At 72.0% G+C, this 21,361-nt stretch carries 19 protein-coding genes; 4 read left to right on the top strand and 15 right to left on the bottom strand.

The window, feature by feature from the left end; genetic code table 11:
- Positions 1–57: 57 nt before the first annotated feature.
- From MNZ29_RS01785 to MNZ29_RS01850, 14 genes are all read right to left on the bottom strand, one after another.
- On the bottom strand, positions 58–714 hold the full coding sequence (locus MNZ29_RS01785; protein WP_242352488.1) for a response regulator transcription factor: 657 nt from the start codon (positions 712–714) through the stop codon (positions 58–60).
- Positions 711–2,612, bottom strand: coding sequence for an ATP-binding protein (locus tag MNZ29_RS01790; RefSeq protein WP_242352490.1), 1,902 nt, complete (start codon positions 2,610–2,612; stop codon positions 711–713). Before MNZ29_RS01790 ends, MNZ29_RS01785 begins: the two co-directional genes overlap by 4 nt.
- Positions 2,609–3,190, bottom strand: a complete 582-nt coding sequence (locus MNZ29_RS01795; protein WP_242352492.1) for a hypothetical protein — start codon at positions 3,188–3,190, stop codon at positions 2,609–2,611. Before MNZ29_RS01795 ends, MNZ29_RS01790 begins: the two co-directional genes overlap by 4 nt.
- Complete coding sequence (locus MNZ29_RS01800; protein WP_242352494.1) at positions 3,187–4,176, bottom strand: M56 family metallopeptidase; 990 nt, start codon at positions 4,174–4,176, stop codon at positions 3,187–3,189. Before MNZ29_RS01800 ends, MNZ29_RS01795 begins: the two co-directional genes overlap by 4 nt.
- Positions 4,154–4,897: a formate dehydrogenase subunit gamma gene (locus tag MNZ29_RS01805; protein ID WP_242337888.1), complete on the bottom strand. Its 744-nt coding sequence runs from the start codon at positions 4,895–4,897 to the stop codon at positions 4,154–4,156. Before MNZ29_RS01805 ends, MNZ29_RS01800 begins: the two co-directional genes overlap by 23 nt.
- Positions 4,894–5,934, bottom strand: coding sequence for a cytochrome c3 family protein (locus MNZ29_RS01810; protein WP_242352496.1), 1,041 nt, complete (start codon positions 5,932–5,934; stop codon positions 4,894–4,896). The genes MNZ29_RS01805 and MNZ29_RS01810 overlap by 4 nt, the downstream gene beginning before the upstream one ends.
- Before the next feature lie 538 nt (positions 5,935–6,472).
- Positions 6,473–7,174, bottom strand: coding sequence for a glycine cleavage system protein H (locus MNZ29_RS01815; RefSeq protein ID WP_242352498.1), 702 nt, complete (start codon positions 7,172–7,174; stop codon positions 6,473–6,475).
- 345 nt (positions 7,175–7,519) lie between these two features.
- Complete coding sequence (locus MNZ29_RS01820; RefSeq protein ID WP_242352500.1) at positions 7,520–8,236, bottom strand: glycine cleavage system protein H; 717 nt, start codon at positions 8,234–8,236, stop codon at positions 7,520–7,522.
- Between the two features lie 11 nt (positions 8,237–8,247).
- A complete protein-coding gene (gene nrfD, locus MNZ29_RS01825) occupies positions 8,248–9,477 on the bottom strand; it encodes an NrfD/PsrC family molybdoenzyme membrane anchor subunit (protein ID WP_242352502.1) in 1,230 nt (409 codons plus the stop codon).
- Positions 9,470–10,363, bottom strand: coding sequence for a 4Fe-4S dicluster domain-containing protein (locus MNZ29_RS01830; RefSeq protein WP_242352504.1), 894 nt, complete (start codon positions 10,361–10,363; stop codon positions 9,470–9,472). Before MNZ29_RS01830 ends, nrfD begins: the two co-directional genes overlap by 8 nt.
- 529 nt (positions 10,364–10,892) lie before the next feature.
- A complete protein-coding gene (locus MNZ29_RS01835; protein ID WP_242352506.1) occupies positions 10,893–12,683 on the bottom strand; it encodes a DUF6311 domain-containing protein in 1,791 nt (596 codons plus the stop codon).
- A gap of 99 nt (positions 12,684–12,782) precedes the next feature.
- The gene (locus MNZ29_RS01840; RefSeq protein ID WP_242352508.1) at positions 12,783–14,183 is read right to left on the bottom strand and encodes a sigma-54 dependent transcriptional regulator; all 1,401 of its coding nucleotides are present in this window, start codon (positions 14,181–14,183) and stop codon (positions 12,783–12,785) included.
- Positions 14,184–14,187: 4 nt separating this feature from the next.
- The gene (locus MNZ29_RS01845) at positions 14,188–14,721 is read right to left on the bottom strand and encodes an archaemetzincin family Zn-dependent metalloprotease (RefSeq protein WP_242352510.1); all 534 of its coding nucleotides are present in this window, start codon (positions 14,719–14,721) and stop codon (positions 14,188–14,190) included.
- 51 nt (positions 14,722–14,772) lie between these two features.
- Positions 14,773–16,545 carry a sensor histidine kinase gene (locus MNZ29_RS01850; protein WP_242352512.1) on the bottom strand — a complete coding sequence of 591 codons (1,773 nt, stop codon included), beginning with the start codon at positions 16,543–16,545 and terminating at the stop codon, positions 14,773–14,775.
- Between the two features lie 497 nt (positions 16,546–17,042).
- On the opposite strand from MNZ29_RS01850, the gene purU reads away from it, so the two are divergent.
- Both purU and MNZ29_RS01860 read left to right on the top strand, forming a co-directional pair.
- A complete protein-coding gene (purU, locus tag MNZ29_RS01855; protein ID WP_242337907.1) occupies positions 17,043–17,903 on the top strand; it encodes a formyltetrahydrofolate deformylase in 861 nt (286 codons plus the stop codon).
- Positions 17,904–18,027: 124 nt separating this feature from the next.
- Entirely contained in the window at positions 18,028–18,345 is a 318-nt protein-coding gene (locus tag MNZ29_RS01860; RefSeq protein WP_242337909.1) for a hypothetical protein, read from the top strand.
- Positions 18,346–18,373: 28 nt separating this feature from the next.
- On the opposite strand, the gene MNZ29_RS01865 is transcribed toward MNZ29_RS01860, so the two are convergent.
- A complete protein-coding gene (locus tag MNZ29_RS01865; protein WP_242352514.1) occupies positions 18,374–19,336 on the bottom strand; it encodes a TerC family protein in 963 nt (320 codons plus the stop codon).
- A 107-nt stretch (positions 19,337–19,443) separates the two neighbouring features.
- Between MNZ29_RS01865 and nhaR the strand changes: the two genes are divergently transcribed.
- Together nhaR and MNZ29_RS01875 are read left to right on the top strand one after the other, a co-directional pair.
- Positions 19,444–20,349 carry a transcriptional activator NhaR gene (gene nhaR / locus MNZ29_RS01870; RefSeq protein ID WP_242352539.1) on the top strand — a complete coding sequence of 302 codons (906 nt, stop codon included), beginning with the start codon at positions 19,444–19,446 and terminating at the stop codon, positions 20,347–20,349.
- Between the two features lie 106 nt (positions 20,350–20,455).
- Positions 20,456–21,361, top strand: a complete 906-nt coding sequence (locus tag MNZ29_RS01875) for a zinc metalloprotease HtpX (protein WP_242352516.1) — start codon at positions 20,456–20,458, stop codon at positions 21,359–21,361.

Here is a 21,361-nt window from a genome sequence, read left to right on the forward strand (position 1 = left end):
TGGACCGTCAGGCTCCGGGGCGAAGCGCCAGGCGCCCGGAGGCCACGCGGCCGCCGGTCACTCGTCCACCCGGATGACGCCCCGCTTCAGCGCGAAGCGCACGAGCTCGGTCCGATTGTGCACGGCGAGCTTCTCCATGACGTGCTCGCGGTGGCTCATGGCGGTCTTCACGCTGATGCCGAGCACGTCGGCGACCTCCTTGTTGCTGCGTCCCTCGGCGACGAGCTTCAGGACCTGCTTCTCGCGGTCGGTGAGCGCCTCGTAGGGATCGGCGGCGCCGCCGGTCGTCGCCTGCCCGGCGTCCGCCATGGCGGTGCGCGCCACCTCGGGATCGAGCACGAGGCCGCCGCGGTTCACGGCGCGGATCGCGTTCGCGAGCTCGGAGCCGGCCGACTTCTTGAGGACGTAGCCCGCGACGCCGGCCTTGAGGAGCCTGCGGACGTACTCGCGATCCTCGTACTGCGACAGGATGAGGATCCGCGTGCGCCGGCCGAGCTTGTGGATCTCGAGCGCGGCCTCGATGCCTCCCAGCCCGGGCATGGCGATGTCCATGAGGAGGACGTCGGGATCGAGCCGCTCCACCGCGGCGATGGCCTCCGTCCCGTTCGCGCCCTCGCCCACCACCTCGATGTCCGGGTGGAGCTGCAGGAGCGCGCGGATGCCCTCGCGCAGGATGGCGTGATCGTCCACGATGACGACGCGGATCTTGCTCATGCGACGACTCCTCCCCGCCCTTCCCTCGCTCCCTCGGGCCGCGGCGGCTCGGCCGGTGGCAGCGGGACGCGCACCTGCACCCGCGTCCCCTTCCCCGGCGCGGAGTCTATCCGGGCCGAGCCCCCGAGGATCTCCGCTCGCTCACGAATTCCGAGGAGCCCCCACGGGCGGCGCCCCTCGCGCCGCGCCGCCGCCTCGACGTCGAAGCCGCGCCCGTCGTCCTCGATCTCGATCTGGAGCTGGTCGCCCTCGACGCCCACCTGGACGAGCACCGCGGTCGCCTGGGCGTGGCGCGCGACGTTGCTCATCGTCTCCTGGCACATGCGGAAGAGCGCCGTCTCCAGCTCGGGCGGCAGGCGGCGGTCGAGCTCGCCGAACTCGCAGCGGACCGAGATCCCGCGCGTCTCGAGGCTCCGCTCCGCGTACCAGCGGATGGCGGAGAAGAGGCCCAGGTCGTCGAGCACCGAGGGCCGCAGGTCGAGGATGAGCCGGTGCACGTCCTCGAGCGTGCGCACCGCGACCGCCTTCACCTCGTCGAGCCGCGGCGTCTTTCCCGCGCGCATGGCGTCCTGCGCGGCCTCGAGCCCCATGGCCAGCACCGCGAGGCTCTGGGTCGTCTCGTCGTGCAGCTCCCGGGCGATCCGCTTCCGCTCGTCCTCCTGCGCGGTGATCACCTTGCTCAGGAGCTGGCCACGATCCGCGTCGCGCTCGCGGACCTGCCCGAGCGCGTCGTTCAGCTCGCGGGTGCGCTCCTCCACGCGCTGCTCGAGCTGCGCGTTCACCTCGGCCACCTGCGCGAGCGTCGCGCGCAGCGCCCCGCGCATCCGCTCCAGCGCCTGGCCGAGCCGGCCGACCTCGTCCGAGCCGAGATCCGGGATGGGCCAGCCGAGCTCGCCCCGGGCGATCCGCTCCGCCTCGAAGGTGAGCACGCCCACCGGGCGCGTGACGCTCTGCGCGGCCCCCCACGCGAACGTGCCCACGAGCGCGAGCTGGAGGAAGAGCCCGAAGCCCACGATGTACCACGGCACCGCGCCCTGGGTCGGCAGCGCCTCGGCCATGGGCTGCCGCACGACGACGGCCCACGGCGCGCTCCCGAGCGGCGCGAAGGTCATGAGCTCGTCGTTGGTGGCGGGCGTGCTCCCGTCCTCGTGGCACTCCCGGCAGCTCACGGACGTGGTCCGGCGCGCCTCGAGCAGCTTTCGGACGCCGCCCGTGCATCCGGCCGCCCGCCCCGCCCGGCCGCGCTCGCTCGAGGCGATCACGTGGCCATCCGCGTCGAGGAGATCCGCGAAGCCGGTCCGGCCCCGGCGGAGATGCTGGAGCATGCGGCCGAAGTCGCGCCGGTCGGGCCGGAAGGTCCCGCCCATGACGCCGACGACCTCGCCCTTCCAGCTGCGCACCGGGACGAGCTCGTGGATCACCTGCCCGCGCGGCTCGAGGACGAGCCCCGACAGCCGCGGGCGGCCGCTCGCGAGCACCTCCTCCACCAGGGCCTGGGCGGCCAGCGGGACCTCGGTGACCGCACCGATCGGCTCCTCGGCGATCACGTTCTGCTCGCGGTCGAGCAGGAAGATCGTGTCGCGGTGCCGGAAGGACTCGTGGCCGGTGCGGACGAGGCGCCGCTCGTCGGAGAGATCCGCGTCGCCGAACCCCGCCGAGAGCGCCGAGGCGAGCCGCTGCAGCGACTCGAGGTCGGCCGTGAGCCCCTCGTCGAAGTGGGCGGCCACCGCGGTCGCCGCGGCGTTGCGGCCCGCCAGGATGCGCTCGTCGAAGCCGCGCATCCAGTAGAGGCCGGCGGCCGCCAGGAGCACGATCGGGAAGAAGATCCCGATCGCCATGAGCAGGTACACCCGCGTCCGCAGCGAGATCCCGCCGACCGCGTGGCTCGTCGTGCTCATCGCCCGCTCACCCCGTGCAGGCTCCGCGCGATCCGCACGAGCTCGTCGAGATCTCCCTGCGACCGGAGCACCACCGCGCGGCCGTTCACCGACCACGACAGCTCCTGCCACGCCACGCCCTCGACGAGCACCGACGCGAGCGTCGCGGGGTGCCCGCCCACGACGGTGGGACGGGCGCCGAGCACGGTGCGATCCGAGAGGAGCGCGGGCGCGATGTCCACGCCGGCGTCCGTGGCGGCGACGAGCTCGAGGCCGGTCCCGCCGTCGCGTGCGGCGAAGGCGAGGCGCACCGAGCCGTGGCGCCCGCCCGCCACGTGGATCGCCGCGGGCGGCCAGGCCAGGCGCTCGGGGTAGTAGCCGGGGAGGAGGATGCGCGCGCCGAGGCGGCGCTCCGCCTCCTGGATCGACGCGGCCCGGTGCGGCCCGGTGTCGCCGGCGAGCAGGCGCGGCAGCGCGCCGAGGCCGACGATCGCCGCCGCGGTCCCCGCCAGCACGTACGCGAGCGTCACCAGCATCCGGGCGATCTCCACGCCCGCGCCGCTCGCCCGCACCGCGCCCATGGCCGTACGCTCGGTCATATCACGAAGAACAGCAGGGCCGCGAGGGCGCCGCCCGCGAGCGCCACGCGGACGCCAGCATACGGGAGCCGGGCGGGCGCACCGTCGAGCAGCCGCCGGCACCGGACCTCGATGTCGTGCGAGCGGACCCGCGCGAGCGGCTCGGCGAGCGCCGCGGCGAAGGGCAGCGAGCGCGGCACCCCGCTCGCGCCGGCCGTCGCGCGGTGCAGCTTGAGCAGCCCGCTCGCGAGCGCCAGCCGGTCGCCACACGCGGCGGCGCCGCGCTCGTCCGCGAGCCACTCCGCGTCGCGCGCCAGCGCACGAGAGACCACCTGGAACGCCGGGTTCCAGAACATCACCGCCCGGAGCCCCATGAGGACCCAGCTCTTGAGCGGGTCGCGACCCGCCACGTGAGCGAGCTCGTGGGCGAGCGCGGCTGCGAGCTCGTCGCGATCGAGCCGGGACAGCGTCCCCCCGGAGACGACGAGGGCCGGACGCCGGACGCCGGTGCAGAAGAGCACCGGCAGGTCGCGGCCGAGGAAGACGAGCGGCGGCTCCCTGACGCCGAGCGCCGCCGCGGCGCGCGGGAGCTCGGCGGCGAGGACGGCCGCGCTGGCGGGATCGGGCAGCTCGCCCGCCGGCGCGCGGCGGCCGCGGCCGCGCAGCACCGGCCAGAGGTCCATGAGGAACAGCCCCGCCCCCGCGGCCGCGAAGGCGGCGAGCCACCACCAGAACAGGCCGACGCCGAGGAGCCGAACCGTCTCCCAGCTCCGCGCGTCGAAGAGCGCGAGGTCCTCCCGGAACCCCTCCTCCCCGCGGGAGGGGAAGAGCGCGACGAGCGCCGGAAACAGGACCAGCGGATAGCCCAGCGCCGTGAGGCGTAGGGCCATCCGCTGGCGAGGTTCGCGCACGCCCCAGCTCCGCACCAGCGCCTCGACGAACAGCGAGGCGACGAGGGTGTGGAAGATGGCTTGCGCCAGGATGTCAGCCCACGACGCGCTTTCCACCGTGCCCCGGCGGCGCATCCCCGTGCCCGGCGTGCCCGTGCGCGTCCGGCGGCAGCCCGCCCTCGAGGCGCGCGAGCTCGAGCGGATGCTCGTGCACGTAGCGCTCCCTGCTCACCTTGCCGGTGAAGATCGACGCGTCGAACGGGAAGACGTCCGGGTTGAGGTGCGCGTTGAAGATGTGCCAGACGGTGATGACGAAGAAGGCCATGAGGCCCTCGTTCGAGTGGGCCACCTTCGCGGCCGGGATGATCTGGCCAGGGATGAGCGTCGCGGCCTTCACCGGGAAGAAGAGCATGAACCCGGTGACGACCATGATCACGTTCCCGGCGACGAGGCCCCAGTACTCGAACTTCTCCTTGTACGTGAAGCGATCGTACTGAGGGTGCTGATCCGTCATCCCCAGGTAGTAGCGCAGCTGCTGGATCGCGTCCTCGAAGTCCCGCTTGGTCGGGACCATCGAGAAGCCGATCTTGCGCGACAGGATCGCCGCGATGCCGCTCGCGAAGTGCACGATCGTGGAGAGGGCCAGCACGACCCCGAAGAAGCGGTGGATCCAGCGCGTGTTGTCGATGCCGCCGAACAGGTCGACGAACGTGTGCGCCCACCCCGTCGTGTAGAACTTCTGCGGCAGGCCGGTGAGGCACAGCGCCGCGAAGGTCGTCATCGTGACGAAGTGCTCGATCCGCTGCTTGAGGCTGAAACGGACGATGTAGTTGCTCATCGATTCACCACGACGCGCCAGAGGTGCAGCGCGATCTGGAGCACGAGCCCGCCCACCATGAACGGGATCATCAGCTTGTAGAAGAGCTGCACCGCCCAGACGATCGGCGCCTTCTCGGGCGTCGGCTCGTAGTGCGAGAGCCACGCCTTCGGGAAGCTCTCGCTCGCCCCCTCGTGGCACTTCGCGCAGGTCTTCTGGAGGTTCGCCGCCATCACGGAGGAGTTCGGGCTGTCGGACTTCTCGATGTCGTGCACGCCGTGGCAGTCGGTGCAGACGGCGGCGAGGCGCACGCCCGGGCCCTTCTTCTTGCCCTGCTGCAGGCTCGCGGCCATGCCGTGGAAGTCGGCGAGGTAGGTGTCGACGACCTTCGTCGAGAGGCCGTACCGCTTCATGAGCTTCTCGTCGGTGTGGCAGCGGCCGCAGATCTCCGGGGTCCGCGCCGCGAGCGCGCCGTCGCGCGGATCCGTCGTGTCGTGCGCGCGGTGACAGTCGGTGCAGACCGGCACGTCGGAGCTCGAGCCGGCCAGGCGGCCGTGCACGCTCCGCGCGTAGATGGCGGCCTCCTTGCCGTGGCAGCCCGAGCACATCTGCGAGATGCGCGCCCGAGGCTGCCCGGGCCGGGAGATGTCGTGAGCGCCGTGGCAGTCGACGCACAGGGCGGCCTTGTCGTTGCCCTTCGCCATCACGGCGAAGTGCACGCCGTCGAGCGTCTTCGTGTAGTTGGCGAAGTGGCAGCCCTTGCACTGCTCGTAATACGCGCGGGTGACCTCGCGACGCGTCTTGAACTTGAGCTCGCCGGTCGCGTGGTCGCTCGTCTTGTCGGTGTGACATTCGGTGCACCGGAGCATCTCGCCGTGCACCGACTTGGCGAACGCTTCCTGGTTCACGTAGAGCGACAGCTTCTCGCCACTCGGCAGGTCGTACGTCTGGTCCGGGTCGCTGTGGCAGCCCAGACAGTCCTCGGACTCCGCCGGGATTCCGGCCCAGGCCGGGGATGCGGCGAAAGCGACGAGGAGCGGCAGCAGAAATCTCTTCATTGGCCCCACCCTGGAGGGAGTCGTCACAATCCGTTGCACGAAACGGACGAGCGATTCCTACCAGGGAATCCGGGGGGATGTCCAACGGGTTTCAGCGCTTAAGCACGCGTAAACCCAGCAACATTCGACAAACGTCCACCCGGACGCGCCTCACGCAAAACTCGCCGGGATCGCACGCCTCCCCCGCCTTTTGCGCAATTCTCGCAAAATGCGACGAGACGGCGGGGGAGGTTTGACTGCAATCAACGCTGCATCACCCGAGAGCGCGGCCTGAACGGGGGCGTCGCACGGAGGTGGCGCCAGCCGGCGGTGGCGAGCGCCTGCGCGGTAGACGCAATCCCGCATACCGGCAGGAGAATCACGTAAAGTGCGCCCGCGGCGAGCACCCCGAGCGCGACGAGTGGCGTGACAAGAAGCCGCACGCCCTGACCGAAGAGACGTGCGGCACCGTGTCGCGCCATTTCCGGACCGTGAACCCTACCCGGGGAGTCCGCGAAAGAGATGCGGCCCGCGGTTGATTGCCGCACCATCGCGGAGCTCACACCGAGAGGAAGGCCGTCGCGAGCGCGCGCCAGCCGGACTCGCCGATGAGCCACGGCGCAGGAGCGACGAGCTCGCCTCCGTCCGCCGCGGCGAACCCGAGCTGGTCCTCGAGGAAGCGGTTCCAGCGCACGGCCTCGCGTCGCATCCAGCCCTCCGCAGCCTCGCCGCGCGGCAGCGAGGCCCACGATCCATCCGCGGGGGAGATCCGGACGAGCCACCCGCGCCCGTAGCCGTCTCGCTTGACGAGCGCGGGGTCGCGCACCACCGCCGCGTTCACGCCCGCGACGACGCCCGGCATCGGCGCGCGGACGCGCACCTCGCGGCCTCCGCCCGAGAGCGTCGCGATGGTCTCGCCGCGCGCGACCTGCGTCCCTGCCCGCGGCACCTCCACCGAGGACACCGCGGGGAGCAGGCGCTGCGCGAGGCCGTCGATGCCGAGCTCGAGGGCCCCGCCGATGCGCGGCTGGAGCCAGGTGTGGCCCGGCGCGTAGACGAGGCCCGGCCGGAAGAGCACGCCGGACACGCTGCGCAGCCCGAGCCGCCGCTCGCGCCGCCTCTCGATGGCGCGCATCGCGAGCGCCAGCACGACGGCAGGGACCGCGAAGAGCGCGATCATGGCGAGGAAGACCCCGAACCGCGCCACGATCCCGCCGAGGAACACGCCGACCGCCTGCAAGACCTCGAGCACCGCGGACATGACCCCCTCCTCGCTTCTTCGCGGCGCACCGCGCCGCGACCACCCCCGCCCCCCCCGGGCGCGCGCGCGCCCGGGGGGGGCGGGGCCCCCGCCCGCCCGGGCGCTCCCCCGACCGGCCGAGGATGCTGAACCTCCCGGCGTGGCACTCCACGCAAGCCGGCCTCTTCGCGTCGAGGTGGCTGTCGTGGCGGAAGGTCACCACCCCCGGGCTGTCCGCGCCCTGCGGGAGCTGCAGCGGCTGCGGCAGCCGCGGCAGGCCTTCGGCGAGCGCGCCGCCCGCGATGAGCGCCCCGAGCACCGCGCCGATCCTCATGAGCTTCGTCGTCGTCATGGCCGTCTCCGTCGCTAGGTGAGGAAGTGCTCGCGGGCGAGCCGCTCCCACTCGTCGCCGGCGAGCGCGTGGGCGATGCCGTGGATGGGCGTGCCGCCGTCCTGCAGCACGTGGGCGATCTCGGGGCTCATCCGCAGGGCGAGCCGCTCGCCCGCGTCCTCGAGGAAGTGGCGCGCGGGGCCGTCCGTGAGGAGCTGGCGGAGGTTCGCGGCGAGGCGCGACGCCTTCACCTTGAACAGCCAGCCCGCGCCGTACGGGTCCTCGAGGCCGTCCTTGCCGTCCCGGATCGCCGTGTTCACCGCGACGACCGTGCCGTCGATCGGGGAGAGGAGCGGGACCGTCCGGTCCGAGTCGCCCATCGCGAAGGCGGCCTCACCCTGCGCGACCCGCTCGCCGATGGCGGGGAGGTCGAGGCGCGCCGGGCCGACGAGCTTGTGGGCGAAGTCGTCCACGCCCACCGCGATGAGCCCGTCGTTCTCGAGCCGCGCCCAGGTGTGGCCGGGGTGCAGGTGCAGGCCCGCGGGGAGCTGGAACCACCCGGCGGTGGGCCGTGCCGCGCGCACGGCGGCGGGGCGGGCGACGGGACGCGGCGCGGTGACGGGGACCACCGCCTCCTTGGCGCGGCCGCCCTGCACGTACCGCCAGAACGGGATGAACATGAGCAGGTAGGCGACGGCGAGGCCGTACTCGAGGAGCTTGGCCGGGTAGATGCTCAGGAAGTCATGAGCCATGGCGTCCTCCCTCAGTGATGCCCTTCCGCGAAGCGCGGGTCTTCGCGGAGGATGGGCATGCGGTTCACGATCCACCGGAACGCCAGCACGCCGATGGTCACGAGGGTGATCGAGACGATCACCTCGCTCACCGACGGCACGTAGCGGACCGGCTGGTTCCAGTTGAATGCGACGATCGAGACGTTGAGGCGGTTCAGGATGATGGAGAGGACGCCCATCACGGCGGCGACCCGGACGAGCGTCACGTTGCCGTTCCGCGAGCCGTAGGCGAAGAGGAGCGCCGGGACGAGGACGAACCCGACGATCTCCACGAGGAACCACGCCCCGTAGCCGGTGGCGAGGTAGCCCCAGGCGTGCCCGTCGATGACCCCCTGCAGCTTGAGGAAGAAGTAGGCGAACATCACGAGCGCCCCCGCCTTCCCGAGCCCCAGCGTCAGCTTGTCGATGTCGACGTGCTGCCCGGCGACCTGGGAGTGGAACGCGCGGTGCGAGAGCATCGACTCGACGATGACCATCGAGATCCCCGCGATGATCGCGGAGATGAAGAAGAAGACGAAGATGTACGGCGTGTACCAGAGCGGGTGGAGCTTCGTCGGCGCGAGCAGGAAGAGCGAGCCGAGCGCGCTCTGGTGCATCGTCGAGAACATCACGGACAGGACCGTGAGCCCGATGAGCGCGTTGCGCATGACCGAGTGGAGCTTCTTCCAGCCGAGCCACTCGAACACGGGGACCGTGAACTCGAGGAGGAGCACGGTCGTGTAGCACATGACGCACCAGGCGACCTCGAACAGCGCCGACGCGGTGCCGTAGTTGAAGATCGCCATGACGATGTTCCACGGCCGGCCGAGGTCGGCGAGCAGCCCGATGACGGCCATCACGTAGCCGAGGAAGGCCGTGAGGATCGCCGGCCGCTCGATCGGGTGGTACGCCTTCAGCCCGAAGAGCTGGACGGTCGCGCCGATGGTGAACCCACCCGCGGCGAGCGCGATCCCGGTCATCATGTCGAACCCGATCCAGAGGCCCCACGGGGCGGTCTGGGACAGGGCCGTCGTGGCGCCGAGACCGGCGATGAACCGGTAGACGAGGATCGGGACGCCGACGACCAGGATGGCCGCGGCCACCGCGTTCGCGGGCGTGCAGCAGGAGCGGACGTACTCGCGCACGCTCATGCCGAGCAGGATCTTCTCGCGGACGAACGACGGGTGCGCCGCGACGGCGGCACCGGCCTGCGCGCTAGCCATGGCGGTCCTCCTTTGCGTTCTCCTGCGCGTCGCCCTCGACCGTGTCGCGGCGGCGCGAGAAGGCGTAGAGCCCCATCAGCAGCGGGGGCCACAGGGTCATCACGAACGGCGGGGCGCCCAGCGCGCCGGACACGAGGCTCGGGATGTCCTTCTCCGGGACGTCGGTGCGGAGCGCGAGCTTCTCGAGGTCGACGTCGGTGATGTACAGCCAGCTCGTCCCGCCGGCCTCGTGCTCGCCGAAGACGTGCGGCACGTACTTGCCGGGGTTCGTGTAGATGCGGGTCTTCGCGAGCTCGATGAGCTCCGCCCGGTGACCGAAGGTGAGCGCGCCGGAGGGGCACACCTCGGTGCACGCGGGCTTCAGCCCCTTCGCCTGGCGGTCCGCGCAGAACCCGCACTTCCGGACGCGCGGCTTCCAGCTGTCGTACTCGTACTTCGGCACGTCGAACGGGCAGGCGATCATGCAGTAGCGGCAGCCCATGCACTTCGACGGGTCGTAGACCACCGGCCCGGCCGGCGTCTTGTCCATGGCCCGGACCGGGCACGCGGACGCGCACCCGGGCGCGAGGCAGTGCATGCACTGCTTCTTCGCGAAGCGGACGGTCCCGTCCTCCTTCTCGGCGCGGTTCACGACGGTGAAGACCTGGGGGGCGGTGTCGCGCCGCTGCTTCATCACGTCGTCGCTCGCCGGCGGCGCCGGGAGCGCGTTCTTCTCGGCACACGCGGCCTCGCAGGCGCGGCAGCCGACGCAGAGGGTCGTGTCGACGAGCACGCCTGGCGTGTCCGTCCCCTCCGCGTGCGGCAAGGCCGCCGACGCCGACGCGGCGCCCGCGGCCCCTGCCGTCACTGCGGCGATCTTGAAGAACCCTCTGCGTCCGATCCTCATGGTGTCTCCGGGCAGCTCGAGGCGCCTAGCGGGCGGCGACGAGGTTCAGGGTTCCGAGCACCGCGACTCCGAAAAGCGCGAACACGAAGGCGAACATCATGGCGTGCTCCTTTCGATTCCTGCGGGGGTGGTGGCCTTCCCGCTTGGTCGCTAGAGCACGCGCCGGGCCATCGCCGCGGCGGGCGCGGCCGGAGCGTCGGTTCGGGATTGTTTACGCAGGGTTACTGCGGGGGCGCCGCGTCCACCCCTCGCCGCGGCTCCCCGCTCGAGCGGCGCCGGCCGTCGAGAATCTCGACGACCCGCAGCGGGGGCCGCTCGTATGGCGGGAACCTTCGCGCGCGATCACGCGCGGTTGCGAGCGATCGCGGGCGCGATGGCGAGTTACTCCACGGCCGTGGAGGGATTCAACGGCGCGCGTGGACGCCGAGACCTGCGCTCCCGCAGGAGACGGCCCATGCCCCGCGCGCATGCGATCCCGGGTGGAGGCGACCGGACGCGCGCGACCGTTCGTCGCGCGCGCGCTGCCACGTCAGGGGAGCGGGTTCATTCGCACCGCTCGCGCGAACGGGTCGCCAGGCTCCCGTTCGCCGCTGACGCAGACAGGGGCCCCGTCGACTCGACCGCAGATCCCGTGCGCGCGACGGAACGCCTCGACCTCTTGCGGACGGACCACGTAGATCGTCGCAGGATCCAGCCGCGCCCCGGAGACGGCGCCGTAGAGCTCCCGGCAGTAGGCCCCGGCGCGATCCGGATCGAGGCGCGCAGCGTACGCCCCGTTGAACGTGAGCCCGAGCCTGTACGCGACGTGCGCGAGACCGAGCTGCGCGTCAGGCGGCCAGACGGGCGGTCCGCACGCGTCCTCCGCCACGGGCTCCCCGCCCGCGTTGAGATAGGGCGGGTACATCGCGAGGTGCTGGTACCCGCCGCGCGCGAGCTCCCATACCTCGGAACCCGGGGGACGCCACGGCTCGGTCCCGAGCTGCAGCGGAACGGGAGGATTCACGTCCGCAGCCTGCACCGCGAAGGCGACTGCCAGTGCGCCCACGAGCGCACGTGGTCGCGTCCGCAGCGCGGTCGCGACCGCCGCGATCGCAGCCAGGACGATGAGGTAATGGAGCGGCCAGACGAACCGGCCAGAGGACCTGAACGTGCTCCCCAGCTGGGGAACGAGCGCGTACAGCCGGACCGTCAGGATGCGCTCTCCCGCGAAGGTGATCGCGTCCGAGAGCGCGAAGACGAAGAGGAGCAGCGTGACCGCCCCGATCGGCGCCGACCGCGCGAGCGCGCCGGGCGAGGGCCGTGTCCCACGCAGCGCGAGGGTGAGGCCGATCCCGAGGAGCACGAGGAGGAGCGCGCCCGCGCCGAGGTAGCCGAAGCCTTCGTACTGTCCGCCCTGGACCGGGAGGCTCCCGAGCACGCGTGACCAGCCCATCGGGTTCACGAGCGTGGCGAGATCGGCGGAGAAGAACCCGAACCCTGGCGCCTCGGAGCGCACGCCACTCCCGAAGAATCCGAAGAGGAGGAGCCCGGCGGCGGCCGCGACCGCGATGCCGGAGAGGCCGCCGAGGAGCAGCGCGGACCCGCCGAGGCGCTCCACGGCCACGAGCCGCACGACGAGCGCGGCCGCCAATGCCGCGGTCATCACCACGAAGTACGGGTGCACGCCCGCGCAGAGGAAGACGAGCAGCAGGACGGCCACGATGCGTCCACGCACCCGCCGGGGCTCGACCGACGCGAGCGCGAGCCAGAGCGCGACGAGGACGATCCAGTGGGCGGACAGGCTCGCGTGGCCGAGGCGATTGAGCAGCGGCGGCGACAGCGCGAACAGCGCGCCCCCGAGCGCCTGCGCAGCCGGGTGCGGCGTCGCGAGCTTCACGAGCTTCGCGCCGACGTAACCCTGCAGCGCGAAGGCCAGGAGGAGCCACGCGCCGACGTACTGGAAGTCCCGCGGGAGGAATGACGCCCAGGGCCTCAGGAGGATCGCGACGAGCGGGATCGAGTCGGTGAAGCCCAGCGTCGAGCCGACCGGGAACGGGTAGAAGGGGTTGGCCCCGAGCGGCAGGGAGATGGGCGCGGACCGGAAGAACAGCCAGCCCATGTAGTTCGCGCTCCAGTCGCCCGACATCAGCCAGCCGACGTGGGAGGGGTGGGCGACCGCGAGCCCCACCTTCGAAGCGAACCAGGCGATGCCGACGGCGGCAGCCGCGAGCGCGGGGCCGTGCGCGCGAGCGAGCGAAGCGAGCGGCGGCAGCGCGCGCTGCTCGGGTGCGCACGCGTCGATCGCGGGCCCGGCGATCTTCGCCTCCGATGGACCTCTCACGGCGGCGGGAGAATCGCCGCTGACCGCCCGGGGTGTCAAACCCACCTGCTGCCGAGCCGCGGGGGGGCGACCGAGCGCCGAAGGCTCGCGAGCGGGCGCCTACCCGCCCGCGCTCGGCTCGCTTCCTGGCGCGAGCTCCGCCTCCTCGCCGTCCCTGCGGAGCCCCCACTTCTTCATCTTGTTGTAGAGGGTCACGCGGTCGATCCCGAGGATGCGGGCCGACTGGCTCACGTTCCCGTTGGTGTGCGCCAGCATCGCCGCGACGTGCCGCCGCTCGACCTCCTCGAGCGACGCGAGCGTCCCGTGCCGGGGCGGCGCGTCGAGCTTGGTGGGGAGCCCGAGATCGGAGAGCTGGATGACGGGCCCCGAGGCGACGACGGCGCCGCGCTCGAGCACGTTCCGGAGCTCGCGCACGTTGCCCGGCCAGTCGTGCGCCATGAGGGCGCTCATCGCCTCGGGCGTGAGCCCCTCGATCCGCCGCTTCATCTCCACCGAGAGCCGCTCGACGAAGTTCTCGACGAGGAGCGGGATGTCCTCCCGCCGCTCGCGCAGCGGCGGGATGAGGATCGGGATGACGTTCAGGCGGTAGAACAGGTCCTCGCGGAACTTGCCCTCGCGGGCCGCGCGGCGCAGGTCGCGGTTCGTCGCCGCCACGATCCGGACGTCCACCTCGATGGGCTCGTTGCCGCCCACGCGATGGAAGCGGCGCTCCTCGAGCACGCGCAGCAGATCGAGCTGCAGCTTCGGACCGATGTCGCCCACCTCGTCGAGGAACAGGGTGCCGCCGTGCGCCGCCTCGAACTTCCCCTTTCGCCGCGAGATGGCGCCGGTGAACGCCCCCTTCTCGTGACCGAACAGCTCCGACTCGAGCAGGCTCTCGGTCAGCGCCGCGCAGGAGACCGCCACGAACGGTCCCTCCGTCCGCGGGCTCTCGGCGTGGATGGCCCGGGCGAGCACCTCCTTGCCGCTGCCGGACTCGCCGAGGACGAGGATCGTCGAGTTCGAGCGCGCGGCGGTGCGGGCGAGCTCGAACACGGACTGCATGGCCGGGCTCTTCGAGAGCAGGTCGCGGAAGCGGTACTCCTGCCGGAGCGCCTGGCGCAGCACCGCGTTCTCCCGCACGAGCGACTGCTGGGAGACGATCTTCTGCATCATGAGCGACAGCTCCTCGGGATCGAACGGCTTCACGAGGTAGTCGTAGGCGCCCATCTTCATCGCGCTCACGGCGGTGTCGACCGTGGCGTAGGCCGTCATGATCACGACGGCGACGTCCGGCTGGAGCTTCTTCGCCTCCTCGAGCACCTGGAGGCCGTCCATCCCCGGCATCTTCAGATCGACGATCATGATGGACCAGCGCTCTCTCTTGAGCGCCTCGATCGCCGAGCGGCCCTCGGGCATCGTCCCGACGGTGTAGCCGTCCTTCTCGAGCCAGCCGCCGAGCGACTCCCGGACGATCTCCTCGTCGTCCACCACCAGGATGCGGGTCCTCTCGTTCGCCATGGCTTCACGCTCCTTCGGAGACGTCGTCCAGGTGGCTGCGGCACTCGGGGCAGAGATCGACGCCCTTCGCGTCCACCTCGCGGACCGCGGGCGAGCGCGACATGACGCAGCGCTCGTGTCCGCAGTGGACGAGGCCGAAGGCGTGCCCGACCTCGTGCACCGCCTCCTTGGCGAGCCGCAGGGCGAGCAGCGCCCGCCCGCCGGGGCCGGGCTCGACGAGCCGCTTCAGCGACACCACCGCCGCGCCGCCGCCGAGCTGGGCCTCGCCGAAGACGTAGGTGAGGATGGGGATGAACAGGTCGCCGTCGGTGATGCCGAGCACCTTCCCGGAGCCCGGCCCGGACTCGCCGAGCCAGCTCAGGATCGGCGTCGTCCGGTGCTGCTTGCGCTTCTCGTCGTAGGCGTGGCGCGGCCGCTCCGGGGACTCCCAGAGGAAGACGGGGCGGCCGAAGGCGGCGGCGAGGTGGACGCGGACGTGCTCCATCAGCTCGCGATCGACCTCTCCCTCACCGATCCACCAGACGAAGATCGAGAGCATTCAGGTTCCCGGAGCCCGCGGAGGACGCCGCCCCTCGCCGTCCACGCGCGCTCACCCCGCCCCTCCCGCCGGCACGACCGGCGCGGCCGCGTCCTCCGCGGGGCGCGGCGGGATCCGCAGCGCGATGCGAGTCCCCTTCCCCACCTCGCTCGTGAGCTCGACCTTGCCGCCGTGCCGCTCGACGATGCCGTAGACGACGGAGAGCCCGAGCCCCGTGCCGCGCTCCTTCGTCGTGAAGAACGGGTCGAAGATCTTGGAGAGGTGCTCGGGCGCGATGCCGGGGCCGGTGTCGGCGAACGAGAGCTCCACCCACCGGCCGCCCTCCACGAGCGCGCTCTCGATCTCGAGCCGGCCGCTGCGCCCCATCGCCTCGCACGCGTTCATGATGACGTTCACGCACGCCTGGCGGAGCTGGCCGAAGTCGGCGGCGACCACGGGCACCTCGGCGAGGCGCTTCTCGAGCGTGATGCCCTGGATGTGGATCTGGTTCGCGAGCAGCTGCAGGGCCTCCTCCACGACGTCGTTCACGTTCACGTCCTTCACGGCCAGCGGCCGCTCGCGCGCGAAGTCGAGCAGGTTGCGGACGATGGCGCTGCAGCGCTCGGTCTCGCGCTCGACGAGGAGGAGGTGCTTGATGAGCGCGCGGCGCGTCGACTCGTCCGGGACGCCCGCCTCGAGCGTCCGCACGATGAGCTTCGCGAAGGTGAGGATGCCGGCGAGCGGGTTGTTGATCTCGTGCGCGATCGAGGCGGAGAGCTTGCCGAGGGAGGAGAGCTTCTCGTTCCGGACGAGCTGATCCTGCGCCGAGCGGAGCGCCGCCGTCCGCTCCTGCACCTGCCGCTCCAGGCTGTGCATGAGCGCGTCGAGGTCGCCCTTCGCCTTGCGCAGGGACCGCGTCATCTCGTTGAACGACGCGCCGAGGAGGCCGAGCTCCCCGCTCCAGGTGACGGGGATCTCGAGCTCGAGCTGGTCGCGGGCGACCCGGCGGGTCGCCTGGACGAGCGCCGCGACGGGGCGCATCAGGTGCTGGCCCGTGAAGAACCAGACGAACAGGCCGAGGAGCGCGGCGGCGGCGGCCGCGGCCGCGAGCGTGCGCCAGCGGAACCCGGCGGTCTCCTCGTCGAGGCGCGACAGCGACACCCCGACGTCGAGGACGCCGAGCACCTTCCGCTCGGCCGGGTGCGCGTGGCAGGCGGCGGTGGAGCAGGACGCCTCGTTGTAGATGGGGGTGATGATCCCGAGGACGCGGTGGCCGTTCGGGGTGAAGACGCGGCTCCGCTCCTTGAGGTCCACCCGGTGGAGCGGCTCGTCGGCGGCGTGGCACCCGGAGCACGCCTCCGCGTTGCGATCGACGCTGCGGCCGATCTCCACCCGCTCCGTCGAGTAGGTGATCCGCCCCTCTGCGTCCATCATGCGCACCATCTCGATGCCGGGCTGGCGCCCGATGTCCTGCATGATGAGGTAGGCGTCGCCCCGGCGGTCCTGGAGCATGGCGCGGTGGAGCGCGTTGCGGATGGTGTGGCTGAGGAGATCGGACTCCGCGACGACCTGCGACAGCAGGTGACGCTGCACCGCCACCTCGGCGAAGAAGAACGCGGCGACGACGCCCAGGGCGACGACGGCGATCATCGTGAAGAACCGGGTCGAGAGCCGCTGCTGCCAGGGAATGTCGAAGCCGAGGTCGCCGACCGAGCGCGGCGCGATCGCGCGCGCGAGCCGCTCGAGGGCGCGGGCGTCGTCGGAGGGCGGCGCAGGGCGCTCCGCGGGCCCCCGCTCGCCTGTCGGCGGCGTGCTCTCGGCCGGGTGCCCTGCGGCCCTGGACATCCTCCCCCTCCCGGAAGACCTCCGTCGCGACGCTCGCCCACCGATACGCCCGCGCCTGGGACGATAGCCTTGTCCCACATCAACACCGTTGCTTTCCGGCGCGCAATCTTTGGGGGTGGATTGCGCTGTATTGTCGCACCTTTCGAACGTGCGGGCAGAGTCGTCGAGCCGCCATCCTCCGGCGCGCGGCGAACCCTCGCGCGGGCGGCACGAGACTCGGGCGCGGCGAACGATGCGGCTGTCCATGCGGCCTCCGGTCGCACCCTGGGCCGCCCTCCCCAGCGCTGCGTCAATTGCCCCAGCGCAACGCAGCCGACGCCCCAGCCCGCGGCGGAACCCATGGAGATTGCAGGGTTCTCCCTCGCGCCCGGATGGCACGGGGGTCGCAATGGCCTGCGGCACCCAGGGGTTTCCACGGGAGGGGGCCGGGCTGGACGCGCGTGCGAGCGCTGGTCGCGCGCGTCCAGCCCCGCTTTTTTGCTAGTTTGCCCGGTCCCGTGACCCACCCTCGCGCCATCCTCCTCGTCCAGTGCCCCGACCGCCCCGGGATCGTCGCCGCGATCTCGAGCTTCCTCTTCCGCCACGGGGCGAACATCACCGACTTCGATCAGCACACCGCCGAGGAGGACGGCGGCGTCTACTTCACGCGGCTCGAGTTCCAGACGGACCGGCTGGACCTCCCGCCGGAGGATCTCGAGCGGGCGTTCGCCCTCGACGTCGCGCGCCCGTTCGCGATGGACTGGCGCCTCACCCTCTCCTCCCGGCGAAAGCGCATCGCGGTCCTCGTCTCGAAGCACGACCACGCGCTGCTCGAGCTCCTCTGGACCTGGAAGCGCGGCGAGCTCGGCGGCGAGGTCTCGCTCGTCGTCTCGAACCACCCGGATCTGCGCCCCGCCGTCGAGGCGTTCGGCGTCCCGTTCGAGCACGTGCCGAACTCGCGCGACATCCGCGCCGAGGCGGAGGCTCGGCTGGGCGCGCTCGTCGACGGGCGCGCCGACCTCGTCGTCCTCGCGCGCTACATGCAGATCGTCTCACCCGAGCTCGTCTCGCGCTGGCCGAACCGCATGATCAACATCCACCACTCGTTCCTCCCGGCGTTCGTGGGCGCGGACCCCTACCGGCAGGCGCACGAGCGCGGAGTGAAGATCGTCGGCGCCACCGCGCACTACGTCACGGCCGAGCTCGACGCCGGCCCGATCATCGAGCAGGACGTCGGGCGCGTGACGCACCGGCACTCGGTCGACGATCTGAAGCGGCTCGGCCGCGACCTCGAGCGCCGCGTCCTCGCGCGCGCCGTGCGGTGGCACTGCGAGGACCGGATCATCGTCCACGGCAACAAGACGGTCGTCTTCGACTGAGCGACGCCGCGCGCGGGCCGCCGGGTGCGCGAGCGGGCAGGCGGCAGGGACCGCGCGCGCGCACCGGGCGGGAGGGCGGGCCGGCGAGGAAGAGCCGGAGCATCTTCAGCGCGAGGAGGTCCGAATGCCCGCCCGGACGCTCAACCTGATGCTCGCGCTCTGGCTGTTCTTCTCGGCCTTCGCGTTCCCCCGCACCACGCCCTCGTTCACGAACGCGTGGGCGGTCGGGCTCCTCGCCGCCATCTTCGCGGTCCTGGGGATGACGCGGGCGAAGGCGCGCTTCGCGAACACGGCGCTGTCCGCCTGGCTCGTCGTCGCCGCGCTGGTCCTGCCGCAGCGCTCGCCGGCCGCGCGCTGGAACGACCTCGCCGTTGCGGCCGCGATGCTGCTCCTGTCGCTCGTGCCGGGCACGCTGTACCGCCGCGTCAGCGCGGGGACTTGAGCGCCGCGCGCTCGACGCCGACGCCCCGTCACGTCCCGGACGACGCGCGCGCCGCGGCGGGCGCGCCGGCCCGGCGCGTCTTCACGAGCGAGAAGATCACGGCCCCGCCGAGGAGCGCCACCACCACCGCGAGCGAGACGAGCGCGTGCACGTGGACCCAGCGCGACGCGAGCATCTTCGCCCCGATGAAGACGAGCACCGCCGCGAGCCCGGCGGACAGGTACTCGAAGCGGTTCAGGAGCTGCGCGACCGCGAAGTAGAGCGAGCGGAGCCCCATGATCGCGAAGATGTTGGACGTGAAGACGATGAAGGGGTCGAGCGTCACGCCGAAGATCGCGGGGATGGAGTCGAGCGCGAACACCACGTCGGAGATCTCGATGAGCGCGAGCGCGAGGAACAGCGGCGTCGCCACGAGCCGGCCGGCCTCGCGGAGGAAGAAGGCGTGCCCCTCGATGCGGTGCGTCGACGGGATGACCTTGCGGAGGACCTGGAAGGCCCAGCTCCGCTCCGGGTGGTGGTGCTCCTCGCCCTTGTGGAAGAACAGCCGCACGCCGGTGGCGAGCAGGAACGCGCCGAACACGTAGATGAGCCAGTGGAAGCGCGCGAGGAGCGCGCTCCCGCCCACGATCATGAGCGCGCGCAGGACGAGCGCGGTGAGGATGCCCCAGAACAGCACGCGGTGCTGGTAGGCCGCGGGGATCGCGAACGTCCCGAAGATGATGACGAAGACGAAGAGGTTGTCGACGGAGAGCGACTTCTCGATGAGGTAGCCGGTCAGGAACTCGATCGCCGGCCCGGACCCGAACCGCCACCAGACGAGGCCGTCGAAGGCGAGGGCGAGGCCGATCCACACCGCGGTCCAGCGGAGCGCCTCGCGCGTCGAGACGACGTGGTCCTTGCGGTTGAAGACGCCGAGATCGAGCGCGAGCATCACCAGCACGAACACGACGAACCCCGCCCACAGGCCGGGGGTGCCTACGCTCTCGATCATCCGCTGGTCTCCCGTGCCGCCGTCGCGCGGCCCCGCCTCTTCAATAGACGGCTCAGCCCCGCTCAGGATGAGAAAGTTTCACGGTGTCCGTTAGACTTTCCCTCACCATGGAGTGGCTCAACTACCATCACCTCTTCTACTTCTGGACCGTGGCCCGCGCGGGCAGCATCGCCAAGGCGAGCCAGGAGCTGCGGCTCGCGCAGCCCACCATCTCGAACCAGCTGAAGACGCTCGAGGGGAGCCTGGGCGTGAAGCTGCTCGAGCGGCAGGGGCGGCGGCTCGTCCTCACGGACGTCGGCCGCACGGTCCTCCGCTACGCGGACGACATCTTCCGGACCGGGAGCGAGCTGCAGCGCGCGGTGAAGGGCCTTCCGACCGGCCAGCGGCTCCGGCTCGTCGCGGGCGTGGTGGACGTCATCCCGAAGCGCATGGCGGCCCTCCTGCTCCAGCCGGCGGTGGACGCGCACCCGGACCTGACGCTCGTCTGCCGGGAGGGGCCGCTGCCGCAGCTCCTCGCCGCGCTCGCCCTGCACGAGCTCGACGTCGTGATCGCCGACGTGCCCGCCTCCGAGGAGGTGAAGGTGAAGGCCTTCAACCACCGCCTGGGCGACTGCGGCACGTCGTTCTTCGCGGCGGCGCGCCACGCGGGCCTTCGCAAGGGCTTCCCGCGCTCGCTGCAGGGCGCGCCCTCGCTCCTGCCGTCGCCGGGGACGGCGCTCCGCCGTGCGCTGGACGGCTGGCTCGACGGGCTCGGCGTTCGTCCCGAGCTCGCGGGCGAGTTCGATGACAGCGCGCTCATGATGGCTTTCGGCGAGCGCGGGCTCGGCGTGTTCGCGGCGCCGCGAGTGCTCGAGGAGGAGATCCGCTCCGAGCACGGCGTGCAGGTCGTCGGCCGCGCGGACGAGGTGCGCGAGACCTTCTACGCCATCACCGTCGAGCGCCGCCTGCGCCACCCCGCCGTGGTCGCGATCGCCGAGGCCGCGCGCGACGCGCTGTTCGGGGCCGCGGCGTGAGCCGGCGGCGCTACCCCAGGCTTTTCCGCAGTCTCGCGCCGACATTTTGAAATGGACTGGGAATGCCGCGGGCGGCATCAATGCCGCGCTGCCCGGAGGCATTGCCATGATGAACCAGTTCAAGACCGTCCTCTTGCTCGGCGCCCTCTCCGCGATCCTCGTCGGCGTCGGCGCGAGCCTCGGCCCGAACGCGTTCTGGCTGTTCACCGCGCTCGCGGTCGCCATGAACCTCGTCAGCTACTTCTTCTCCGACCGGATCGTCCTCAGGATGCACCGCGCCCGCGAGCTGCCCGAGGCCGAGGCGCCCCGGCTGCACGGGATCGTCGCGGAGCTCGCCGGGCGCGCGGGGATCCCGAAGCCGCGGGTGTTCTTCATGGACGACCCGCACGCGAACGCGTTCGCCACGGGCCGCGACCCGAAGCACGCCGTCGTGGCGGTGACGCGCGGGATCGTGGAGATCCTCGACGAGCGCGAGCTGCGCGGCGTGCTCGCGCACGAGCTCGCGCACGTGGCGAACCGCGACATCCTCGTGGCGAGCGTGGCCGCGGGGCTCGCGACCGCCGTCTCGCACCTCGCGAACGCGCTCGCGTTCACCGGCATGTTCGGGGGCGGGAGCCAGGACGAGGAGGGCGGCTCCCCCGCAGGCGGGCTCGCGCTCGCGCTCCTCGCGCCCATCGGCGCGACGCTCGTCCAGCTCGGCATCTCGCGCTCGCGCGAGTACCTCGCCGACGAGACCGGGGCGCGCCTCGCCGGGGATCCGCTCGCCCTCGCCGGCGCGCTGGAGAAGCTCCACCGGGCGGCGGAGCAGCTCCCGAGCGCCGCCACCCCCGCCACGGCGAGCCTTTTCATCGTGAACCCGTTCGGCGCGCTGACGGGCGGGCTCTCGCGCCTGTTCTCGACCCACCCGCCCGCCGAGGAGCGGATCCGGCGCCTGCGCGCGCTCGCGCAGACCGTCCGCGGGCCCGCCTTCGAGCCGGCCGGCGCCGCGCCCCGCTCGCGCCTCGTTCGCTGA

It is taken from the genome of Anaeromyxobacter sp. SG64, assembly GCF_022690745.1.
Classification (GTDB): Bacteria; Myxococcota; Myxococcia; order Myxococcales; family Anaeromyxobacteraceae; genus Anaeromyxobacter; species Anaeromyxobacter soli.

Coding starts and splice junctions, on each gene's coding strand:
- MNZ29_RS01875 (WP_242352516.1), top strand. CDS start 20,456: ATGATGAACCAGTTCAAGACCGTCCTCTTGCTCGGCGCCCTCTCCGCG.
- nrfD (WP_242352502.1), bottom strand. CDS start 9,477: ATGGCTAGCGCGCAGGCCGGTGCCGCCGTCGCGGCGCACCCGTCGTTC.
- nhaR (WP_242352539.1), top strand. CDS start 19,444: ATGGAGTGGCTCAACTACCATCACCTCTTCTACTTCTGGACCGTGGCC.
- MNZ29_RS01850 (WP_242352512.1), bottom strand. CDS start 16,545: ATGTCCAGGGCCGCAGGGCACCCGGCCGAGAGCACGCCGCCGACAGGC.
- MNZ29_RS01795 (WP_242352492.1), bottom strand. CDS start 3,190: ATGACCGAGCGTACGGCCATGGGCGCGGTGCGGGCGAGCGGCGCGGGC.
- MNZ29_RS01860 (WP_242337909.1), top strand. CDS start 18,028: ATGCCCGCCCGGACGCTCAACCTGATGCTCGCGCTCTGGCTGTTCTTC.
- MNZ29_RS01815 (WP_242352498.1), bottom strand. CDS start 7,174: ATGTCCGCGGTGCTCGAGGTCTTGCAGGCGGTCGGCGTGTTCCTCGGC.
- MNZ29_RS01810 (WP_242352496.1), bottom strand. CDS start 5,934: ATGAAGAGATTTCTGCTGCCGCTCCTCGTCGCTTTCGCCGCATCCCCG.
- MNZ29_RS01790 (WP_242352490.1), bottom strand. CDS start 2,612: ATGAGCACGACGAGCCACGCGGTCGGCGGGATCTCGCTGCGGACGCGG.
- MNZ29_RS01830 (WP_242352504.1), bottom strand. CDS start 10,363: ATGAGGATCGGACGCAGAGGGTTCTTCAAGATCGCCGCAGTGACGGCA.
- MNZ29_RS01805 (WP_242337888.1), bottom strand. CDS start 4,897: ATGAGCAACTACATCGTCCGTTTCAGCCTCAAGCAGCGGATCGAGCAC.
- MNZ29_RS01865 (WP_242352514.1), bottom strand. CDS start 19,336: ATGATCGAGAGCGTAGGCACCCCCGGCCTGTGGGCGGGGTTCGTCGTG.
- MNZ29_RS01820 (WP_242352500.1), bottom strand. CDS start 8,236: ATGGCTCATGACTTCCTGAGCATCTACCCGGCCAAGCTCCTCGAGTAC.
- MNZ29_RS01785 (WP_242352488.1), bottom strand. CDS start 714: ATGAGCAAGATCCGCGTCGTCATCGTGGACGATCACGCCATCCTGCGC.
- MNZ29_RS01840 (WP_242352508.1), bottom strand. CDS start 14,183: ATGGCGAACGAGAGGACCCGCATCCTGGTGGTGGACGACGAGGAGATC.
- MNZ29_RS01845 (WP_242352510.1), bottom strand. CDS start 14,721: ATGCTCTCGATCTTCGTCTGGTGGATCGGTGAGGGAGAGGTCGATCGC.